A 20,009-nucleotide genomic window follows, 5' to 3' on the forward strand; every position below is an offset into this window, starting at 1 on the left:
CGGGCTGTACTACTTTGCGTTTGGTCATGGTTTTCCTTTGGAGGTGGCAGTCTCCTGCCTAATGACCGTTTACACAAAATTATTTACACCCTCGGGCAACGGTCCTAAGGTAGAAGTTGCCCGACTCTTTCAAGCGATGTTACTTGATTGCACGGACTTCAAGCTCTTCTTTTGTGGCCTTGATGAAGCCGAACTTGGCGTAGGCATCCTGGGCAGCAGGTGTTCCCAGGAATTTCAGGTATTCCGCAGCGGCCTTGGCATGCGGCGCGCCAGTGACATCGCCGGCAAAGTAATTGACTTCATTTTTCATGCTGTCTTTTTCAGGCAGATTCACGACGCTCACCGGTGCATGGTGGGCAATGGCATTCTGATATTCGGTTGCCCAGACGATGCCCACATCCACCTTGCCGGCGTTGATGCCATCCGGAATTTCGCGGTGGTGTACTGAGGTGAAGTAGACATTAGGTGCGCCATAGCAGGACTGGCATTCTTTGCCAGCGGAGAGCTTGTCCCACAGGCCATCGTTCTGCAGCACTTTTTTTGCATAAAACTTCATGATCCCCTCGGTGACGGGATTGGGAAGCATGACTTGCAGGTCGGGGCGCCCCAGATCGGCGATACCCTTGATATTCTTGGGGTTGCCTTTGGCTACCATCAGCACCAGCTGGTTATGCATGTAGGTCACATAATCCTTGCCCTTGCCGGCTTCCTTGAGTTTTTGCATGGAACCCATGTCGACCATGCCGAATACGTCAGGCGTCATGGCATATTCCTTGTCCTTATAAACCCAGCCGCCTTTCAGGACTGCGTTCATTACTTTTCCGGGCGGCATCGTGATTACACCCACTACATCCTTATGCTGCTTCTGGAAGGCATGGATGACCTCTTCCATGGCAAAGAACTGGTTGCCTGCCAGCCATATATTGAATCCGGTTTTCCCGGTCTTCATCAATTCCAGAGCCGCTTCGCCCTTGACGACCTTGCCGTCAGGGTAAAAAACACGCAGGTCTTCGTCCTTGTCGGCAGGAATGGGCTCAAGTTTCTGTGCTGCCGGATTCACCTGAGCCGGTTTCTCGGCATCCGATGCGGCAGACACGGCGACAGCGCCCAGGGTGAATACGGGGATCACTAATGCAGCAAGTAATTTGCTCAGCTTCATGTTTAAGCCTCTTCAAGTTTGATTTAGATACACTCGAACTTCCCTGAAACAGGGAAGTGAAATGATAGTGTGAAAAATGTCAGGTCGGGATGACGCAACAAGCATGAATCGCGCCGTGCCAGACCGTGGGCAAGCGTAGCAGAACTTCAAGAAAGAAATCCACCCACATCGGTTACTGCGTCGTGGAATATTTGCATTGTGTCATTAGCTGCTCGACCCACACTTCTGGCCTTTTGGTTCGGTGCTGTCAAAAGGGTCGGTCAGCTGTATGGCTTGTGTATTCCCCCACGCTTGCATAAAAAACTCCTCAGGCTGATTTCGGAATGAAATCGGCTGCAGATATGCAGCCGCATGGCCTCGACAGTTCCCGTGTCTCGCATCAGTGGTGCTGGTACAGGCCGACGAGTTCGGCCTGCATCAGAATGTGCCCCTGCATTGCTTTTTCCAATGCAGCTTTGCCGGGATGATTGAGATTCGGCAGTGCCTCATCCAGCGCATAGAGTTTGAAAAAGTAGCGATGGCGCCCGATCGGCGGGCACGGACCGCCGTAGCCGGTGCGTTTCCAGTCGTTGCTCCCCTCCAGCGTGCCGGCCGGCAGTGCTGTTATCCCTTCCGTAAGGCCAGTGCTGGTCACGGGCAGATTGTAGAGCAGCCAATGTACCCAGGTGCGTTGCGGAGCGGCCGGATCGGGCGCGTCGGGGTCGTCAACGATGAGCACCAGGCTCTTCGCGTTGGCAGGTACGCCGCTCCATGCCAGCGGCGGAGAAGTATCCGAGCCATCGCAGGTGTAGTGTTTGGGGATGGCGCCATGGTGCGCGAATGCGGTTGAGGTGATGGTCAAGCCCATTTTCGAATTCCCCTCCGAAGCCAGACACAGGGATGTCGCTGGCACCAACGCCAGGGCACACAATGCGGCCATGAATTTTCCATTTTTCATCTATCCATTCTAGGACATAAAAAACAAGATGAAAAAATGAAGGATTTATCCTGGTTAACTTGCCACCGTGTTTATCCAAAAAAGCCATTTATCCACGAAAAACACGAAAGACACGAAAAATTGCCTTGAATAGGTCGTTAATCCTTTTCGTGATGCGTTACTGCTTGCGATCTCATTGGATATTTTGCGAGCTTTCCTTACTGCGAAATGCCTGCTTACCAATTTCGTGTTTTTCGTGTCTTTCGTGGACCAACTGTTTTTTCCAGAATCATTCCCCTGGCATGCAATCCGCCCAGTTGTTGGGTGTTTCGTAGATGCGCACCTGTTTCAGGCGCAGGTGGTTGCCATACGTATCACGGTAGGCGGGATTGAGAATGTCGAAAGCGATTTGCGCAAGATTTTCAACCGTCGGCACAACTTCGAGAATAACGGTTTTGTGGTTCGGCAAGCTCGCCAGAAAGTCGCACACCACCTTGTCGCCGCGATACGCGAGGAATGCGTGATCCCACGCGTCCACCAATTGCTCCTTGGCGATGCGTTTGACGTCGGAGAAGTCCATCACCATGCCCTGCGCGGATTGTCCTTCGGCTGTAATGATGTCGCCGGACAGCGTGATTTCTATCGCGTAGCGATGCCCGTGCAAATGCTTGCACTGGCTGGTGTGGTTGGGGATACGATGCCCGGCGTCGAATTCCAGGCGGCGGGTGATAAGCATGTGGATGTCGGTCGTGAGCGGATGATGAGTTGCGAATTATATCTTGTTGGCGCTGGTATTGACCTTGTCACCATAAGCGCACTTGCGCAGAGCGTCAACCGGGCGACCCTTTTTCCTCTAGCGCACGATGCAGGGCCGGAATTTGACTGGATCAAGCCAAATTAAATTTATCTGCTTGCAGAATAAAACAGGCTGGCTGTCTGTTAATTCCTTTGCAAGACCCTGTACTTCAATTTAAAGGAGAGAAAAATGTATCGTATCGCAAAATATCTGGTCGCTGCCCTGCTCGCCCTGGCCTTTGCGGGCTGCGCCAGCTATCAGCCAACCATGATGTCGGGTGGCGTGTTAACAGACAGCGCCGGCATGACACTTTATACCTTCGACAAAGACGCCGCCAATAGCGGCAAAAGCGCCTGCAATGGCCCGTGTGCCGCACTGTGGCCGCCGGTCGCAGCAACCGGTAGCTTGAGCGGCGACTATTCTGCCATCACCCGCGATGATGGGACCAAGCAGCTGGCTTATAAAGGCAAGCCGGTATACCTGTTCGCCAAGGACCAAAAACCCGGCGACAAGCTGGGTGATAACGTTAAAGACGTGTGGCACGTGATCAAGTAATTGCAATACCTGATTTAAACATGGCCTTCACATGAAAAAAACTCCCATCATGCTTGTCTATCCGGCACAGGCATTTTGGGAGCTGTCTTGAATGGTGCAGATCAGTGAAGATTAAATGGGATCGTCGTAATAGGGGGTAGTGCCATAGTAGTTATGGATACCCGTTGCCCGAGTGGTGTCGGCCATATTTGGCCAGTGGTCCTCATCAAAACCAGGCGCGTCCTTGAGGCGTTCCTTTTCCACGTTCAAAATAAAACGCTTATTCACGGTGTCCAGAGTCAAGGCATTCCAGGGGACCGCAAATAATTTTTCGCCCATACCAAGAAATCCGCCAAATGACAACACCGCATAGGCAATTTTACCGCTGCGCATGTCCAGCATGATTTCCTTGATGTCCCCGAGATCCTCTTCTCTATGGTTATAGACATCTTCGCCTATTAAAGTATCGGCGCCCATCAGGGATGGGCCTGGGCCGGTTGCATCGCCAGATTTATACATGCCATACGTATCGCGATCAAGATAACTCATTAGGGTTTCTCCTTTAAGTAAGAGATTCCAGCATAAGTTTGAAGACGCGTATGGTCTGTTCGATCCCTCACATTGCCTGCAGAAATTTTTTTCCAATCCAAGGAGTCTTAAGAAAGCTGGGGCAAGATCATTCTGCTGTTCATGTGTCAGGGCTGATGCGACAACCTCTCGTCGAGGAACCGTAGCAGTGCCACAATGACGGTCAGCAGTACCGGCCCGATGATCACGCCGATCATACCAAAGGCTGAGACGCCGCCGATGACGCCGACGAATACGGCGAGTGTCGACACCGGCGCCCGCCTCGAAATCAGCAGCGGCCGCACCAGGTTGTCGGAGACTGACACGCCGGTGCCCCAGATCAACATGAAGATCGCCCCATCCCACTGTGAAGTGGCGGCCAGGAAAATGGCCGTCGGCACCCATACGATGGCCGTGCCGCCCACCGGCAGCAGCGCAAAAGCCGCCGCCAGCACGCCGAACACGACGGATGAGGGCAACCCTGCGATAGCGAAGCCGATACCCACCAACGCGCCCTGGAAGAGGGCGGTCAAGACCTCGCCGTAGACCACGGCCCGGGTCGTGTCGCCAACCAGTTTGAGCAACTCGCTCTTGCGCTGCGGTTCCATCGGCACCAGGCGCACCACGCGGTCGAGCATCTGGCGGCCGTCGCGCAGCAGAAAGAACAGCAGGAATAGCATCATGAGGAAGTGGACGAACGTGGTCATGGCGCTGAGCACGAAGTTACCCCCTCTGGCCGCCAGTGACTGCAGCAACATCTGAGCGCCGCTGACCAGCCAGGCATCAATTTGTTCGGTTGTAGCGGCGAGGTTATGGCGCAGCCACTCGGCAACGCTGCCTATGAAGGGGTTGTGTTCCAGTTGCGCGAGCAGACTGGTGTTGAAGCGCAACGGCTGTTGTTGCAGGCGCACGGCCAGAGCCGCGACCTGATTCGCGAATGCCGCGCCAAGACTGAGCAGTGGGCCCGCGAGCAGGACAGGCACCAGCACGGTGATGATCCCCGCCGACAGGTTGGCACGTCCCTTCAGTTTGCGCATCAGCCAGTTCTGCATCGGCGCCAGCAGGTAAGCGAGACAGATGCTCCAGGCCAGCGCCCCCCAGAAGGGCGCAAGCATGCCGTACAGGGCGAGGGCGCAGAGGGCAGCGACGACGATCACGAAGTCCCTGGTATAGTGGTCCAAGTTTACTCCTTGGGAAACGTTGGGCCAGTTTATGGCGGGATGATTCGACCAGCCTGCGCCTGAATATGCCACGATCCGGCCAGGTAATCGAAGTCCCATGGCGGACTGCGGTCGGACCTCCGCTGACCTAAAGGCCAGGGCGCGTTTTCAAGGCAACTTGGCAGTAACGCATTTAATGCCTGTTATGCCGGAACCTTGTGCAGCGATCGTCTGGCACGCCAATGTTTGGCGTGACGATGGCTCATGGAACCAGACAGTGCTGGTATTTCCGCTCGAAGAGACGCCAATGGGTACCCAGCTGGGCGTGGCGTTGATCTGGGACCGAGCAGTCGGCGACCAGAATATTGCGAGCCCGACCAGCAATAGCGCACCAATTATCAAGAAGTAAACATTTCGTGTACTCATGTGTTATCTCCAAGCTGTGGTTGAGCGCGCCCCTGTTAATCCTGTCTATAGCTTGTTTGACAGTGCGCATCCTTGCGGGGTATGTCAGTGCCCATGTCCCATCGCGCCGCCCTTGAGTACGTACATGGTGCCGCAGTAGGGGCATAGCGCTTCGCCTTTGACTTCGATCGGCAGGAACACGCGCGGGTGCGAGTCCCAGGCAACCATGTTCGGCATCGGGCAATGCAGCGGCAGATCGCTGCTGCTGACTTCGATGATGCGCTGGGTATTTTCGTGTAGCACTTGAGCCATGATGCGTCCCTTAAATGTAGCTGAGCCAGCCGGTGTGTTGCGGGTCTTTGCCGGTCACGCAATCGAAGTACATTTTCTGCAATTGCGTAGTGATGGGGCCGCGCGAGCCATTGCCGATAGCGCGATTGTCGAGTTCGCGGATCGGCGTGACTTCGGCGGCGGTGCCGGTGAAAAAAGCTTCGTCGGCGCTGTATACCTCGTCGCGGGTGATGCGTTTTTCCACCACTTGCAGGCCGATTTCACCGGCCAGTTGCACAATGGTGTCGCGCGTGATGCCTTCCAGCGCGCTGGTCAGGTCGGGGGTGATGAGCTTGCCGTTACGCACGATGAATACGTTCTCGCCCGAGCCTTCGGCAACGAAACCGTCCACGTCCAGCAGCAGCGCTTCCTGGTAGCCGTCCTGCGCGGCTTCCTGGTGCGCCAGGATGGAGTTCATGTAGTTGCCGTTGGCCTTGGCCTTGCACATGGTGACGTTGACGTGGTGGCGTGCAAACGACGAAGTCTTCACGCGGATGCCGTGCTCCAGCGCTTCTGCGCCCATGTACGCGCCCCAGGTCCAGGCGGCGACGATGACGTGGGTGGACAGGGTCTTGGCGGAAATGCCCATGGCCTCTGCGCCGTAGAACGCCATCGGGCGCAGGTAGGCGGATTCGAGCTTGTTGTCGCGCACGGCGGAGAGCTGGGCAGCGGTGATGGTGGCTTTGTCGAACGGCATTTTCATGCCGAGGATGTGGGCCGAGCGGAACAGGCGGTCGGTGTGCTCCTGCAAGCGGAAAATCGCGGTACCCTGGTCGGTTTTGTAGGCTCGCACGCCTTCGAATACACCCATGCCGTAATGCAGGGTGTGGGTGAGGACGTGGGTGGTGGCGTCGCGCCAGGGCACCATTTTGCCGTCGTACCAGATAAAACCATCGCGGTCCGCCATTGACATTGCAGCAACTCCAAAGACTTGTAAAGAGAAATTGTAACCGATTCGGCGCGCGCCGGTTATCCGAAAAGTGTGCCCCAGAGCCGCCTGACCGCTGCAGCATGGTCAGCGACTTGCATCGGCTCGGTGCGTGCGGTCTGCGCGCTCTGCAGGCGTAACGCATGCTGGAGGCGGCGGAATTCGCGGTAGGCGTTGCGCACTGCCTCAGCGTCGCCGGCCGGAATCAGTTCCAGCCCGGCAGCAAGCCTGAGCAACGCGAGGTTGCCGCTGTTGCGGGTGAGTTCGGGATGGTGCGCAGCGTGGGCGAGCACCAGGTATTGCACCATGAATTCCACGTCCACGATGCCGCCGGCGTCGTGTTTGAGGTCGAACAGATCGCTGCGATTGGGATGGCCGTCATGCATTTTCCGGCGCATGGCGAGCACGTCTTCGCGCAGTTTGGCGGGGTCGCGCGGCTGGGTGAGGATGTCGTAGCGGATGCGCTCGAACGCGGCACCCACGGCAGTGTCGCCCGCCACGTAGCGGGCGCGGGTCAGCGCCTGATGTTCCCAGGTCCAGGCGTGGCCGTGCTGGTATTGGCTGAATGCCTCGACGCTGCTGACCAGTAGGCCGGCCGCGCCGTCCGGGCGCAGGCGCAGGTCGGTTTCGTAGAGTATGCCGGCGGAGGTGGTGCTGCCCAGCCAGGTGTTGATGCGCTGGGCAAGGCGCGCATAGTGCTCGGCGGCTGCGGGCGCGGGGTCGTCGTAGAGAAACACCAGGTCGAGGTCGGAAGCATAGCCCATCTCGCGCCCGCCCAGCTTGCCGTAGCCGATGACGGCAAAGGCTGGCGTAGCGCGGTGGCGATTGCGCACGCCTGCCCACGCCAGCGGCAGGGTGGCCGACAGAATCAGCGCGGCCAGGTCGGAGAGATGGTCGGACAGGGTCTCCAGCGCCAGCACGCCGGCCAGGTCTTGCGCCAGCAGGTGAAAGGTGACGCGCTGACGGAACTGGCGCATGGCGTCCATCTGGCGTTCGGTGTCGCCGCTGTGGGTGTCCATCAGCGTTTGCAGTTCGTCGCCCAGCGCCGGCCAGTCCGGTGCTGCGTAAAGCACGCGGGTGTCGAGCAGCTCGTCCAGCAGCATCGGGTTGCGCGCCAGATACTGCGCCGCCCACGGACTGGCTGCGCACAACGCGGCCACGCGCTGCAGGGTGGCGGGGTATTCCACCAGCAGCGCCAGGTAGGAATCGCGCCGCGCCACGGTTTCCAGCAGATCGAGGATGCGCGCCAGCGTGGCATCGGGCGGGCTGCAACCGGCAGCGACTTCGATCAGCGCCGGCATCAGCGTGTCAAAGCGCGCGCGATTGCTGGCGGGCAAGGTGGTATAGCGGGTGCTGGAGCGGATCTGGCGCAGGCGGTTGCAGACTTCGGAGGGCACGCTGTAGCCAAGCTCGGCCAGGGTCGCCAGCGCATCGGCGTCTTCCAGCGCGCCCTGCCACAGCCCGGCCAGCGGGTGGCTGCCGCCGTCCGCCTGCGGGGCGGCGAATACCTGGTCGAAGTGGCGCGACACCTGGCTGCGATGGGCGTTGAGCGCGGCCAGAAAAGCCGGGTAATCGGTGTATCCCATGCTGGTGGCGATGCGCGTCTGGTCGTCCGGTTGAGTCGGCAGCATCTGGGTTTGCGCGTCGTCGAGGTATTGCAGGCGGTGCTCCAGATTGCGCAAAAAGACATAGGCCGCCTGCAACTCGGCCACCACGTTTTCCGGCAACAGGCCGCGCGCCGCCAGCAGAGGCAGCACCGCCAGCAGCGAGCGGGTTTGCAGCACGGGCACCCGGCCGCCGCGGATCAACTGGAATACCTGTGCGATAAATTCGATTTCGCGGATGCCGCCCGGCCCCAGTTTGATATTGTCGGCACGGTCGCGGCGGATGACTTCGCGGCGGATCTGCGTGTGCAGTTCGCGCATCGCGGCAAAGGCATTGAAGTCCAGATACTTGCGGAACACGAACGGGCGGATGATCTGGTCGAGTTCCGCCAGCCGGGTGCCGGTCAACGCGCGTCCCTTGATCCACGCGTAGCGTTCCCACTCGCGGCCGTGGGCTACGAGGTAGTCCTCGAATGCGGCATAACTCATCGCCAGCGGCCCGGCATCGCCCCATGGACGCAGACGCATGTCCACGCGGAACACGAAGCCGTCGGCGGTCAGGTCGGAAATCGCCAGGCCGAGCTTTTTGCCCAGCAGGATGAAAAAATCGTGGTGGGAAATGGGCTTGGCGCCGGTGGTTTCGCCCTGTTCCGGATAGAGGTAGATGAGGTCGATGTCCGACGAGACATTCAGCTCGCGCCCGCCCAGCTTGCCCATCCCCACCACCACCAGTTGCATGTCGCTGCCGTCCGGATTTTTCGGCATGCCGTGTTTCTGCGCCAGCCAGGCGCTGTGGTGGGCGAGGGCGAACCGCAGTGTGGTTTCGGCCAGATCGGTGCAGGTGCCCATGACTTCGGCCAAGTCCGCCAGGCCGCCGAGGTCGCGCACAATCAGCCGTGCCATTACCGCCTGGCGCAATTTGCGCAGTGCGGTGCTGAGCGCGGCCTCGTCGCCGGGCGCGGCAGCCTGCAACTGCGCCTGCATGGTATCCGCGTCGAATGGTCGATCGAGTCCGCGGGCGAGGCTGTGGACGAATTGCGCATCTGCAGCCAGCAGACGCGTCAAATAATGTGAATGAGAGGCGGCGCGTTCTATCATGTGATGTGCGGGCATGGTGTGCTTCGGGTTAAAATGGTTTTTTGTACTGCGTATCAGAATAATTCAGGAGCCCCGCATGGCCAATATCGAATCCATTTTGCAGGAAACACGCATTTTTCCGCCTTCTGCCGCATTCCAGGCACAGGCCAACGTCTCGGGCATGGACGGCTACCAGGCCTTGACTGCGCGCGCGGCGGCGGATTATGAGGGCTTCTGGGCGGATATGGCGCGCGCCAGCATCACTTGGAAAAAAGATTTCAGCAAAACCCTGGATGAATCCAATGCACCATTCTACAAGTGGTTTTACGACGGCGAGCTGAATGTTTCCTACAACTGTCTCGACCGCCACCTGCCGGACAAGGCCGGCAAGACCGCGCTGGTTTTCGAGGCCGACGACGGCGCGGTGACGCGGGTCACTTATCAGGCACTGTACAACCAGGTGTGCGCGTTCGCCAATGGCCTGAAATCGCGCGGCGTGCAAAAGGGCGACCGCGTCATCATCTATATGCCGATGAGCGTGGAGGCGGTGGTGGCGATGCAGGCCTGCGCGCGCATCGGCGCGATTCATTCGGTGGTGTTCGGCGGTTTTTCCGCCAAGTCGCTGCATGAGCGCATCCGCGATGCCGGCGCCAAACTGGTGGTGACGGCGGATGGCAGTATCCGCGGCGGCAAGACCGTGCCATTGAAGTCGGCGGTGGATGCGGCGATTGCGCTGGGCGGTTGCGAATGCGTGGAAGCTGTCGTGGTGTACCGGCGCAGCGGCGACGCTAGCGCATGGAACGCCGCGCGCGACATCTGGTGGCACGATCTGGTAAACGGCATGGCGCAGACTTGCGAGCCGGAATGGGTGGATGCCGAACACCCGCTGTTCATTCTCTACACGTCCGGCTCCACCGGCCATCCCAAGGGCGTGCAACATTCCTCGGGCGGTTATTTGCTGGGCGCGATCCTGTCGATGCAGTGGGTGTTCGACGCCAAGCCGGATACCGATGTGTTCTGGTGTACCGCCGACGTGGGCTGGATTACCGGCCACAGTTATGTGGCATATGGCCCGCTGGCGCTGGGCATGACCGAAGTGATCTTCGAAGGCGTGCCGACCTATCCCGATGCCGGGCGCTTCTGGAAAATAATCCAGAATCACCAGGTCACCACGTTCTACACCGCACCCACGGCGATTCGTTCGCTGATCAAGCTGGGCGCGGATTTGCCCAAAAACTACGACCTTTCCAGCCTGCGCCTGCTGGGCACGGTGGGCGAGCCGATCAACCCGGAAGCGTGGATGTGGTATTACGAGACGGTCGGCCAAAACCGTTGCCCGGTTACCGACACCTGGTGGCAGACCGAAACCGGCGCGCACATGATCGCGCCGCTACCCGGCGCGGTGGCGGCCAAGCCCGGCTCGTGCACCCTGCCGTTGCCCGGCATCATGGCCGATGTGGTGGACGAGCACGGCGGCAGTGTGCCGCTGGGGCAGGGCGGCTATCTGGTGATCAGGCGTCCATTCCCGTCGCAATTGCGGAGCCTGTGGAACGACCCGGAACGCTACAAAAAAGCGTATTTCCCCGAGGAACTGGGCGGCAAAATTTATCTCGCCGGGGATTCCGCCCACCGCGATGCCGACGGCTATTACTGGATCATGGGCCGCATCGACGATGTGCTGAACGTGTCCGGCCACCGCCTCGGCACCATGGAAATCGAATCGGCGCTGGTGGCCAATCCGCTGGTGGCGGAAGCCGCCGTGGTGGGCAAGCCCCACGACATCAAAGGTGAGGCAATCGTCGCTTTCGTTGTGCTCAAGGGAGTGCGTGCGTCCGGTGACGAGGCGAAGAAAATCGTCGCGGAACTGCGCGACTGGGTCGGCAAGGAGATCGGTCCCATCGCCAAGCCGGATGAAATCCGCTTCGGCGACAATCTGCCCAAGACCCGCTCCGGCAAGATCATGCGCCGCCTGCTGCGCGCGATCGCCAAGGGCGAGGAAATTACCCAGGACGTGTCCACGCTGGAGAATCCGGCGATTCTGGAACAACTCAAGGAAGCGGTGCGGTGAGTTAGCAAGCCTGCAAGTCAGCCGACGTGACGCCAATAGAAAGGACAAATTGAGGACAGTATTTCCCGGAATTGACAGAACCTGCCAAATTTTTCTCGAACCATCCTGTCAATCCTGTCCTGCGGGTTATTTTCTAATGATGGTAGCGACATGACGGTATTGGGTATTTCAGCATGATTGCTTTTAGCCGCCGCTGGATCAGGCGTGGCGTTGACTATGTGTTTCTGCCGCTGGCGTTGCTGTTCGTGGCGCTGGTTTTGTTGTTGCGTTTGTGGATATTGCCCGACATCGACCGCTGGCGTGATGACATTGCCGCGTCCATCAGTCACAGCGCCGGGCAGCGCGTCACGCTGGGCGAAATCAATGCCAACTGGCAAGGCCTGCATCCGCACCTGCGCATCCGCGACATTCGCGTGTTTGGTGCGGACGGGCGCCCGGCACTGTTTCTGGCCGATGTGCGCGCGGTGCTGTCGTGGACATCGCTGCTGCATGGCGAGCTGCGCCTGGCCTCGCTCACCATGGACGATGTGGTGCTCACCATCCGGCGCGACATGCAGGGCATTCATGTGGCCGGTATCCTGCTCAACCAGTCCGGTTCATCCGGCGGGTTTGGCGACTGGCTGCTGGCGCAGCGGAATATCCAGGTCAATCATGCCACGCTGGCGTGGGACGACGCACGCCGCGGCGCGCCGTATCTGGTGGCGCGCGATGTCAGCCTGACGTTGCAAAATCGCGGCCATAGGCACCGTTTTCGCTTGACAGCCATCCCCCCCGAACAGCTTGCCCAGCCACTTGATATACGGGGCGATTTCAGCGGGCGCAGCCTGGATGATCTGGCCAGTTGGCATGGTCAGATATACGCTCGTGCGGATCGTACCGATCTCGGCCAGTGGCGCCAATGGCTGACGCTGCCGTATGCCATCAGCCAGGGTTACGGCGGCCTGCGCGTGTGGCTGGATGTGGCCAGCAAGCAAGTGATTGCCGCAACGGTGGATGCTTCCCTGCGCCAGGTGTCGGTACAGTTCGCGCCGAATTTGCCGGTACTGAAACTGGCGAATATATCCGGGCGCACCATCTGGAAGCGCTTGGGACTGGCGCAGTCGTTTGCGGTCAAACAATTGAGTTTACGCACAACGAATTTTGTCTATGTGGCGCCGTTCGACCTCACGCTGAGGCTGGATCCGGCCAAAGCGAACCTGCCGGGCGGCGGCCGTATTGATACGAACAATATACAGCTCGAGCGGCTGGCGGCATTGGCACCCTATCTGCCGCTGGATGCAACGCAACGCCAGCGCCTGACAGATTTGCAGCCGCGCGGCCAACTGGAGAAATTCACGCTGGCGTGGCGCGGCAGTGCCGACCATATGCCGCTCGATTACCAGGTCAAAGGCCGTTTTACTCGGCTCGGCTGGCAGGCTCAGGGGAGTTTGCCCGGGGCCGCGGGATTGTCCGGAAATATCGATGCAACGCGAAGCAATGGCACGCTGTCGATCAATAGCAGCAATGTGATGCTGGCGCTGCCGCGCGTGCTGCCCGTAGCAGACGTGGCGCTGGCTACCCTGACAGCACAAATGAACTGGCGCGAGCAAAAGCAAGGGTATCTATTCAAACTCACCGAAGCCAGCTTCGCCAATACCGATCTGTCAGGCAGTGCGTTTGGCGAATATCAGTATCAACCGGGGCAGCGGGGAAACATCGATTTGACCGCGCGTCTGGGTCGATTGGATGCGCGTCAGGTTTATCGTTATCTTCCCGTGACAGTCAATGAGCACACGGATCAGTGGCTGCAAACGGCATTGCAGGGTGGGCAGGCTCGCGATATGAGCGTGCGGTTGAAAGGAGATCTTGCGCACTTTCCTTTCCGGGGCGGGCGTGATGGTTTATTCGAAGTGGCTGCCAGGATCGAAAATGGGGTGCTGCAATACGCGCCGGATTGGCCCAGGATCGAAGGCATACAGGGGAATCTGCTGTTTCGCGGCGAGCGTATGGAAATTACCTCGAACCAGGCGAACATCTATGGCGTGGCACTCAGCCGGGTAAGCGCAATAGTTCCTGACTTGTTCAATGGGAACCCGATGCTGGAGGTGAACGGTGAGGCGCGCGGGACTACGGACGCGTTCGTGCGCTTTGTCAATACCAGTCCAGTGACAAAATTAATAGACGGCATCACCAACAATATGGGTGCCACCGGCAACAGCCGGTTGCGTCTGAATCTGAAAGTGCCGTTGCACCATGCGCACGACGTCACGGTGGCTGGCGATCTCACTTTCGACGGCAATACGCTGACCCCTGTCGGCATGCCGCCATTGCAGAATATCCGCGGCCGGCTGCAATTCACCAACACCGGCATTGCGGCGCAAAACATCAGCGTTCAACTGTTGGGCGGGCCCGCTACGATTTCAGCGACCAGCCAGCCGGGTGGGATAACGCGCCTGGTTACCCAGGGCCGCATGAGTGCAGCCGGGCTAAAAAGCTTTCTGACCCCGGCATTGGCAAACCATCTGCGCGGCACGGCGGACTGGCACGCGACGATCAATCTGCGCCATCTTCAGACCGAAGCTGATTTTGAATCAAATCTGGTGGGCATGGCATCCGATTTGCCGCCGCCTTTTGCCAAGACGGCGGCGGAGAGCCAGCCGCTGCGCGTGAAAAAAACCCTGCGCGCAGCGGGTGAATCGCTGCTGTCGATCCATTATGGACAGGTGGCTTCGGCGTTGCTGTTACAAACACTGAAAAACGGCCAACCGGTGTTCGAACGCGGTGCATTGCGTTTTGGCGGCGAGGCGGCACTCCCGCAGGAGAGCGGACTATGGATTACAGGCTCGCTACCCCTGTCTGGTCTGGATCGCTGGCGCAATCAGTTCTCGGCGGCTGGAGCTGGTGCGGGCGGGTTGCCACCCTTGGCCGGGGTCAATCTCAACTTCAGTACGCTCGACCTGTTTGGTCACCGTTTTCAGGATATCAACATCAATGCACGCAACCAGAGCGGCACGTGGCGGGCCAACGTAGCCGGACAGGGGGTCAATGGCGAGGTGACATGGCAACCCGCAGATGCCGGTGCTGGCCGGCCGCAGGACAAACTCAGTGCGCATTTCAAAACCCTGGACATCCCGGCGGCCCTGCCTGCAGACGGCGTGAAATCCTCACAGAATGGCAGCCTGCCGGCGCTGGATATCAGCGTGGATAATTTGCAGTTGCGAAATCGTCCGCTCGGTCAATTACAGGTCACTGCCACGCCGCAGGGTGACGGTCTTGATTTTGAATCCATTCGCCTGTCTCACCCGGACAGTACCTTGACCATGCAAGGGATATGGAATCCTGACCGCATTCCGCAGACCCAGGCCAAAATTCACCTTGAAGTGAATGATGTGGGCAAGTTTCTTGGACGTTTCGATCATCCTGGCCTGGTCAAGCGCGGCCGGGCAACGCTGGATGGCGAGGGCGAGTGGAACGGCACACCCGCGGATATCGCCATTCCCTCGTTGTCCGGCACGTTTGCATTGAAGGCCAGCAGTGGCCAGTTTGCCAAGGTAGACCCCGGTATTGGCAAGCTGTTAGGAGTGCTCAGCCTGCAGGCATTGCCGCGTCGCATCGGGCTGGATTTCCGGGATGTGTTTAGCGACGGGTTCGCCTTCGATGAGATTTCCGGTACCATGAGGTTGAGTCGTGGCGTGGTTTACAGTGACGATTTCAGCATGCAGGGCCCCTCTGCCAAGGTGCGCATGAGCGGTATGGTGAATATCAATACCGAGACCCAGCAGTTGCGCGTGGCGGTATCCCCAAAACTGAGCGAAAGCGTGGCGCTGGCAGGTACCCTGATTGGCGGTCCGGTCGTGGGGCTGGGCGCGCTGGCCGTGCAAAAATTACTGAAGGATCCCTTCGGCCAGGCGGCCACGTTTGAATACAGCGTTACCGGCGCGTGGTCTGATCCGGTGGTCAAGCGGGTTGACCGTGAGGCCAAGGGCGGAGAATTATCGCCTTGAGCCAGATTGAGTGAACTGCCGCGAGGGCGGCAGCATGGAGAGAATAGTGACCGAAAGAAACAGTAAATCCACATCCAGTTTTGCCAAACGCAAAAGCCGCACTGCCGTGGCCAAACCGGCACGCGCAACTGCGCCCGGCGTCATCCGCATGGCTGCCATCCAGATGGCTTCCGGCCCCAATGTCAGCGCCAATCTGGCGGAAGCCGAACGGCTCGTCGCACTGGCCGCAGCCGGCGGCGCAAAACTGGTGGCGCTGCCCGAGTTTTTCGCGATTATGGGTAACAAGGACACCGATAAGGTTGCCGCACGCGAGGAGGAGGGCAAGGGCCCGATCCAGAAATTTCTCGCGACTGCCGCGAAAAAACACAAGATCTGGCTGGTAGGCGGTTCCGTGCCGATGGCCTGCGACAACCCCAAAAAAGTGCGCAACAGCTGCATGGTGTACGACGACAAGGGCAAGCTGGTGGCGCGCTACGACAAGATTCACCTGTTCGGCCTCGACCTGGGCGTCGAACACTATCAGGAAGAGAAAACCATCGAAGCCGGTGACCGGATTGTGGTGCTGGATTCGCCATTTGGCCGTATCGGGCTGTCCGTCTGTTATGACCTGCGCTTCCCCGAACTGTATCGCGCCATGCCCGACGTGGACATCATCCTGGTGCCGTCGGCATTTACCGCCACCACCGGCAAGGCGCATTTCGAAACCCTGGTGCGTGCACGTGCCATAGAGAATCTGGCCTACGTCATCGCGCCCGCGCAGGGCGGCTATCATTTGTCCGGCCGCGAGACGCATGGCGACACCATGATCGTCGACCCGTGGGGAGTGGTGCTGGATCGCCTGCCGCGCGGCTCGGGCGTGGTCATGGCGGGTATTAATCCAGCCTATCAGGCGAGCCTGAGAAAAAGCCTCCCTGCATTGAAACATCGCACTCTGGATTGCAGTCATATCCAGATTCAAGGCAAGGCGATTAAATAGTAAATAGCTTGAACGCTGGCGCTTCGTCACCATCTAACCCTACTCACTTCACAGGCGTATTCCATGACGACTTCCACACTCACCGGCGTACTGATCCCCAACCCGGAGACGCTGTTTCAGACCGCGCATGAAACCCTGCTGGTGCCCAACCAGCTCGACGCCAGCCAGCTTGATAGCGTGTTCGGGCGGCTTATGGACCATCATGTGGACTACGCCGATCTGTATTTTCAATATACGCGCTCCGAAGGCTGGAGCCTGGAAGAGGGGCAGGTCAAATCCGGCAGCTTCAACATCGAGCAGGGTGTGGGGGTGCGTGCCGTATCCGGCGAGAAAACCGCGTTTGCCTATTCCGACGACATCAGCCAGCCGGCCTTGCTCGCCGCCGCGGAAGCCACGCGTGCCATCGCCAAGAGCGGTGCAGTGCGCAAGTCGCATGCGGTGGCGCGTCCTGGCGGCCATGCCCTGTATCAGCCGCTGGATCCGCTCACCACCCTGAAAGACGCAGAAAAAGTCGCGCTGCTGGAGAAGCTGGAGCGCTATGCGCGCGCCATCGACAGCCGCGTCACGCAAGTCATGGCGAGCCTGGCGTCGGAATACGACGTGGTGCTGATTGCGCGCTCCGATGGGCACCAGGCTGCCGACGTGCGTCCGCTGGTGCGGCTGTCGTTGCAGGTGATTACCGAGCAGGATGGCCGCCGCGAGCAGGGCTCGGCCGGCGGCGGCGGACGTTTCGGGTATGAGTATTTCAGCGATGCGATGCTGAAAAAATATGCCGAACAGGCGGTGCATCAGGCGCTCACCAATCTGGCTGCCAAGCCAGCCCCGGCGGGCAGCATGACGGTAGTGCTGGGTGCGGGCTGGCCGGGCATTCTGTTGCATGAGGCGATCGGCCACGGCCTGGAAGGCGACTTCAACCGCAAGGGCAGTTCGGCGTTTGCCGGGCGTGTGGGCGAGCGCGTCGCCGCCAGCGGCGTGACGGTGGTGGACGACGGCACCCTGATGAACCGGCGCGGTTCGCTCAATGTGGACGACGAAGGCAATCCCACTCAGTGCACTACGCTGATCGAAAACGGTGTGCTCAAGGGTTATATGCAGGACACCCTCAACGCGCGTCTGATGGGGGTGCCGATTACCGGCAATGCGCGGCGTGAATCCTTTGCCCATATCCCGATGCCGCGCATGACCAACACCTACATGCTCAATGGCGACAAGGATCCGGCCGAGATCATTGCCTCGGTCAAGCACGGCCTGTATGCGGTGAACTTCGGCGGTGGGCAGGTGGACATCACCAGCGGCAAATTCGTGTTTTCCGCGGCCGAAGCCTACATGATCGAGGATGGAAAAATTACCTATCCGGTGAAAGGTGCTACCTTGATAGGCAATGGTCCCGATGTGCTCACCCGCGTCTCCATGATCGGCAACGACATGGCGCTCGACCCGGGTGTCGGTACTTGCGGCAAGGAAGGCCAGAGCGTGCCAGTCGGCGTTGGTCAGCCAACCTTGCGCATTGATGGTTTGACGGTGGGCGGCACCGCCTGACGCGCACAAAGCGTGCATGGATGCACGGACGTGGTGCGGGGTCCGGATGTTGCCCCACCCAGCAGCGCCGCAACTGCGCTGCGAACCCCCGGTATGCAAATTGCTGTTACCAGGTTCAGCGTCGTTTTAACCTGACTGTCAAACGCAGTCTGTAAGCTCCCTGCTTAATCAAATGGAGAATATTCATGGCCGAGTCCAAAGAAAAAACCAAAGCATCAGGCAAAACGGCATCCACTGCTGCCGAAACCAAAGTCAAAGCCAAAACAAAAACTGCAAAGCCTGCGACCGGCAAATCGGCAGCAAAGGCTGTGGTAGCCGCCGAGCCCAAGGTGACCAAGGCTAAAATGGCCGCCCCCGTTGAGAAGGCTCCGGCAGCCAAACGCAGTGTGAAGGCACCCATGCTCCCAATCAATCCCGAGCAGCGCTATCGCATGATTGCCGAAGCGGCCTACTACATTGCCGAGCGTCGCAGTTTTGCGCCAGGTGATCCGACTGCAGACTGGGCGCAGGCGGAAATGCAGATCGTTGCCCTGCTGAAAAAATAGCCGGCAGTTTTCATCCGATTGAAAGATCAAATCGAGGCTGGACGGATCATCCATCAGCCGGGTTAGGCTACAATCGTGCTTTTATCGAATGGCGTGTAAAGCATGATCCTCATCCTCACTCCCAATACCCGCTCGGACAGTTCGGCTTACCAGCAGCTCATGGGCTATCTGGACAAGTTGCCGGGTATCCAGTATCGCGTACATGAAGAACAGGGCGCGACGCAACTGCTCACCGAGATTTACCTGATCGGCAGCACCGCCGGGCTGGCAATGGACTACATGCAAAGCCTGCCGGGGGTAGAGCGCGCGGTGCGGGTATCCGAAGAATACCGCGTACTCGGACGCCATCAGGCCAACGACCCGCGCCCCAGCCATTTTGAATACAACGGCGTGCGCTTCGGCCAGGACAACCTCAACATATTTGCCGGGCTGTGCGCGGTAGATAACCCCGAGCACGTCGAGCAAATGATGAAGGTACTGCGCGACAATGGCCAGGTCTGCACGCGCATGGGTGCCTACAAGCCGCGCACCAATCCCTATGCATTTCAGGGACACGGCAAGGACTGCCTGCCTTACGTATTCGAGCTGGCCGGCAAATACGGCATCAAGGTCATCGCCATGGAGATCACCCATGAATCGCACATGGCAGAGATTTTCGAGGCGCTGCACCAGACCGGCGATCCCACCGGCGTGATGCTGCAGATCGGTACGCGCAACACGCAAAATTTCGAATTGCTCAAAATTGTCGGACGCCAGCAGCGCTTCCCGGTGCTGTTGAAGCGCGGTTTCGGCATTACCCTGGACGAATCGCTCAATGCCGCCGAATACCTGGCCAGCGAAGGCAACCGCAAAGTCGTGTTCGGCCTGCGCGGCATGAAAACCAACATGGGCGACCCGCACCGCAACCTGGTGGACTTCGCCCACGTGCCGGTGGTCAAGCGCCTGACCCGCATGCCGGTGTGCATCGACCCGTCGCACTCGGTCGGCACGCGCGCAGCCGGACCGGACGGCATGCTAGACATCGCCCATGTCGTGGCGCAAGGCGTCATCGCCGGCGCCAACATGATCCTGGTGGACTTCCATCCGAACCCCGCGTCCGCGCTGGTGGATGGGCCCCAGGCATTGACGCTGCCGGAACTGCCGTATTTTCTCGAAGATGTGGCGATCGCGCGCGAGGCGTATGAGAAGCGCCTGACGTTGCGGCAAAAATACCCAAGTACCTGACTTGTTTCAATCCGCACCCGGCCAATTGGCCGGGTGATGCGCACTGGCCTACATCCAGTCCAATGCCAACCAGCAGTTTCAATCCGCACCCGGCCAATTGGCCGGGTGATGCGCGGCTTCTGCGCTACCCAACAGCGCAAATTCATGTTTCAATCCGCACCCGGCCAATTGGCCGGGTGATGCCCATTCAGCACATGC

Annotated in this window: 16 protein-coding genes and 1 CRISPR repeat array (1 of these 17 running past the window's edge); of the genes, 8 read left to right on the forward strand and 8 right to left on the reverse strand. The window is 59.2% G+C overall.

Annotated features, from left to right (window positions below; translation table 11 throughout):
- Positions 1 to 139: 139 nt before the first annotated feature.
- From EI185_RS14580 to queD, 3 genes are all read right to left on the reverse strand, one after another.
- Positions 140 to 1,159: a molybdate ABC transporter substrate-binding protein gene (locus tag EI185_RS14580; RefSeq protein ID WP_124705884.1), complete on the reverse strand. Its 1,020-nt coding sequence runs from the start codon at positions 1,157 to 1,159 to the stop codon at positions 140 to 142.
- Positions 1,160 to 1,538: 379 nt separating this feature from the next.
- The gene (locus EI185_RS14585; RefSeq protein ID WP_442267873.1) at positions 1,539 to 2,096 is read right to left on the reverse strand and encodes a YbhB/YbcL family Raf kinase inhibitor-like protein; all 558 of its coding nucleotides are present in this window, start codon (positions 2,094 to 2,096) and stop codon (positions 1,539 to 1,541) included.
- 268 nt (positions 2,097 to 2,364) lie between these two features.
- Positions 2,365 to 2,811: a 6-carboxytetrahydropterin synthase QueD gene (gene queD / locus EI185_RS14590; RefSeq protein WP_124705885.1), complete on the reverse strand. Its 447-nt coding sequence runs from the start codon at positions 2,809 to 2,811 to the stop codon at positions 2,365 to 2,367.
- Positions 2,812 to 3,060: 249 nt separating this feature from the next.
- Here queD and EI185_RS14595 point away from each other — a divergent pair, with 249 nt between their 5' ends.
- On the forward strand, positions 3,061 to 3,426 hold the full coding sequence (locus tag EI185_RS14595) for a COG4315 family predicted lipoprotein (RefSeq protein ID WP_124705886.1): 366 nt from the start codon (positions 3,061 to 3,063) through the stop codon (positions 3,424 to 3,426).
- Positions 3,427 to 3,537: 111 nt separating this feature from the next.
- On the opposite strand, the gene EI185_RS14600 is transcribed toward EI185_RS14595, so the two are convergent.
- On the reverse strand, positions 3,538 to 3,954 hold the full coding sequence (locus EI185_RS14600) for a PRC-barrel domain-containing protein (RefSeq protein ID WP_124705887.1): 417 nt from the start codon (positions 3,952 to 3,954) through the stop codon (positions 3,538 to 3,540).
- A 146-nt stretch (positions 3,955 to 4,100) separates the two neighbouring features.
- Positions 4,101 to 5,153: an AI-2E family transporter gene (locus EI185_RS14605; RefSeq protein ID WP_124705888.1), complete on the reverse strand. Its 1,053-nt coding sequence runs from the start codon at positions 5,151 to 5,153 to the stop codon at positions 4,101 to 4,103.
- Between the two features lie 175 nt (positions 5,154 to 5,328).
- On the opposite strand from EI185_RS14605, the gene EI185_RS14610 reads away from it, so the two are divergent.
- Entirely contained in the window at positions 5,329 to 5,541 is a 213-nt protein-coding gene (locus EI185_RS14610; protein WP_189836422.1) for a hypothetical protein, read from the forward strand.
- Positions 5,542 to 5,642: 101 nt separating this feature from the next.
- Here EI185_RS14610 and EI185_RS14615 read toward each other — a convergent pair whose 3' ends face one another.
- Genes EI185_RS14615 through glnE form a run of 3 tightly spaced genes read right to left on the reverse strand, consistent with a single transcriptional unit; the run spans position 5,643 to position 9,512 of the window.
- Positions 5,643 to 5,849, reverse strand: coding sequence for a zinc-finger domain-containing protein (locus tag EI185_RS14615; protein WP_124705890.1), 207 nt, complete (start codon positions 5,847 to 5,849; stop codon positions 5,643 to 5,645).
- A 10-nt stretch (positions 5,850 to 5,859) separates the two neighbouring features.
- Positions 5,860 to 6,780, reverse strand: coding sequence for a branched-chain amino acid transaminase (locus tag EI185_RS14620; RefSeq protein WP_189836423.1), 921 nt, complete (start codon positions 6,778 to 6,780; stop codon positions 5,860 to 5,862).
- 56 nt (positions 6,781 to 6,836) lie between these two features.
- A complete protein-coding gene (gene glnE, locus EI185_RS14625; RefSeq protein ID WP_124705891.1) occupies positions 6,837 to 9,512 on the reverse strand; it encodes a bifunctional [glutamate--ammonia ligase]-adenylyl-L-tyrosine phosphorylase/[glutamate--ammonia-ligase] adenylyltransferase in 2,676 nt (891 codons plus the stop codon).
- Positions 9,513 to 9,573: 61 nt separating this feature from the next.
- On the opposite strand from glnE, the gene acs reads away from it, so the two are divergent.
- From acs to EI185_RS14655, 6 genes are all read left to right on the forward strand, one after another.
- Positions 9,574 to 11,544 (forward strand): acetate--CoA ligase, encoded by a 1,971-nt coding sequence (gene acs, locus EI185_RS14630; RefSeq protein ID WP_124705892.1) that lies wholly within the window; start codon positions 9,574 to 9,576, stop codon positions 11,542 to 11,544.
- Positions 11,545 to 11,717: 173 nt separating this feature from the next.
- Entirely contained in the window at positions 11,718 to 15,527 is a 3,810-nt protein-coding gene (locus EI185_RS14635; protein WP_124705893.1) for a YhdP family protein, read from the forward strand.
- A 46-nt stretch (positions 15,528 to 15,573) separates the two neighbouring features.
- Complete coding sequence (locus EI185_RS14640; RefSeq protein WP_370685776.1) at positions 15,574 to 16,503, forward strand: carbon-nitrogen hydrolase family protein; 930 nt, start codon at positions 15,574 to 15,576, stop codon at positions 16,501 to 16,503.
- Positions 16,504 to 16,566: 63 nt separating this feature from the next.
- Positions 16,567 to 18,042, forward strand: coding sequence for a metalloprotease TldD (gene tldD, locus EI185_RS14645; protein WP_124705895.1), 1,476 nt, complete (start codon positions 16,567 to 16,569; stop codon positions 18,040 to 18,042).
- Between the two features lie 185 nt (positions 18,043 to 18,227).
- Positions 18,228 to 18,587, forward strand: coding sequence for a DUF2934 domain-containing protein (locus EI185_RS18240; protein WP_223247867.1), 360 nt, complete (start codon positions 18,228 to 18,230; stop codon positions 18,585 to 18,587).
- A 102-nt stretch (positions 18,588 to 18,689) separates the two neighbouring features.
- Positions 18,690 to 19,811 carry a 3-deoxy-7-phosphoheptulonate synthase gene (locus tag EI185_RS14655; RefSeq protein ID WP_124705896.1) on the forward strand — a complete coding sequence of 374 codons (1,122 nt, stop codon included), beginning with the start codon at positions 18,690 to 18,692 and terminating at the stop codon, positions 19,809 to 19,811.
- 3 nt (positions 19,812 to 19,814) lie between these two features.
- Positions 19,815 to 20,009: direct repeats of the CRISPR family, unit length 37 nt; unit sequence GTTTCAATCCGCACCCGGCCAATTGGCCGGGTGATGC (it continues 2,703 nt past the right edge of the window).

Origin of the sequence: Sulfuriferula multivorans, assembly GCF_003851125.1 — a bacterium.
GTDB lineage: Bacteria > Pseudomonadota > Gammaproteobacteria > Burkholderiales > Sulfuriferulaceae > Sulfuriferula > Sulfuriferula multivorans.

Coding starts and splice junctions, on each gene's coding strand:
- EI185_RS14585 (WP_442267873.1), bottom strand. CDS start 2,096: ATGAAAAATGGAAAATTCATGGCCGCATTGTGTGCCCTGGCGTTGGTG.
- acs (WP_124705892.1), top strand. CDS start 9,574: ATGGCCAATATCGAATCCATTTTGCAGGAAACACGCATTTTTCCGCCT.
- EI185_RS14615 (WP_124705890.1), bottom strand. CDS start 5,849: ATGGCTCAAGTGCTACACGAAAATACCCAGCGCATCATCGAAGTCAGC.
- EI185_RS14620 (WP_189836423.1), bottom strand. CDS start 6,780: ATGTCAATGGCGGACCGCGATGGTTTTATCTGGTACGACGGCAAAATG.
- queD (WP_124705885.1), bottom strand. CDS start 2,811: ATGCTTATCACCCGCCGCCTGGAATTCGACGCCGGGCATCGTATCCCC.
- EI185_RS14635 (WP_124705893.1), top strand. CDS start 11,718: ATGATTGCTTTTAGCCGCCGCTGGATCAGGCGTGGCGTTGACTATGTG.
- EI185_RS18240 (WP_223247867.1), top strand. CDS start 18,228: ATGGCCGAGTCCAAAGAAAAAACCAAAGCATCAGGCAAAACGGCATCC.
- tldD (WP_124705895.1), top strand. CDS start 16,567: ATGACGACTTCCACACTCACCGGCGTACTGATCCCCAACCCGGAGACG.
- EI185_RS14595 (WP_124705886.1), top strand. CDS start 3,061: ATGTATCGTATCGCAAAATATCTGGTCGCTGCCCTGCTCGCCCTGGCC.
- EI185_RS14655 (WP_124705896.1), top strand. CDS start 18,690: ATGATCCTCATCCTCACTCCCAATACCCGCTCGGACAGTTCGGCTTAC.
- EI185_RS14610 (WP_189836422.1), top strand. CDS start 5,329: ATGCCTGTTATGCCGGAACCTTGTGCAGCGATCGTCTGGCACGCCAAT.
- EI185_RS14580 (WP_124705884.1), bottom strand. CDS start 1,159: ATGAAGCTGAGCAAATTACTTGCTGCATTAGTGATCCCCGTATTCACC.
- EI185_RS14600 (WP_124705887.1), bottom strand. CDS start 3,954: ATGAGTTATCTTGATCGCGATACGTATGGCATGTATAAATCTGGCGAT.
- glnE (WP_124705891.1), bottom strand. CDS start 9,512: ATGCCCGCACATCACATGATAGAACGCGCCGCCTCTCATTCACATTAT.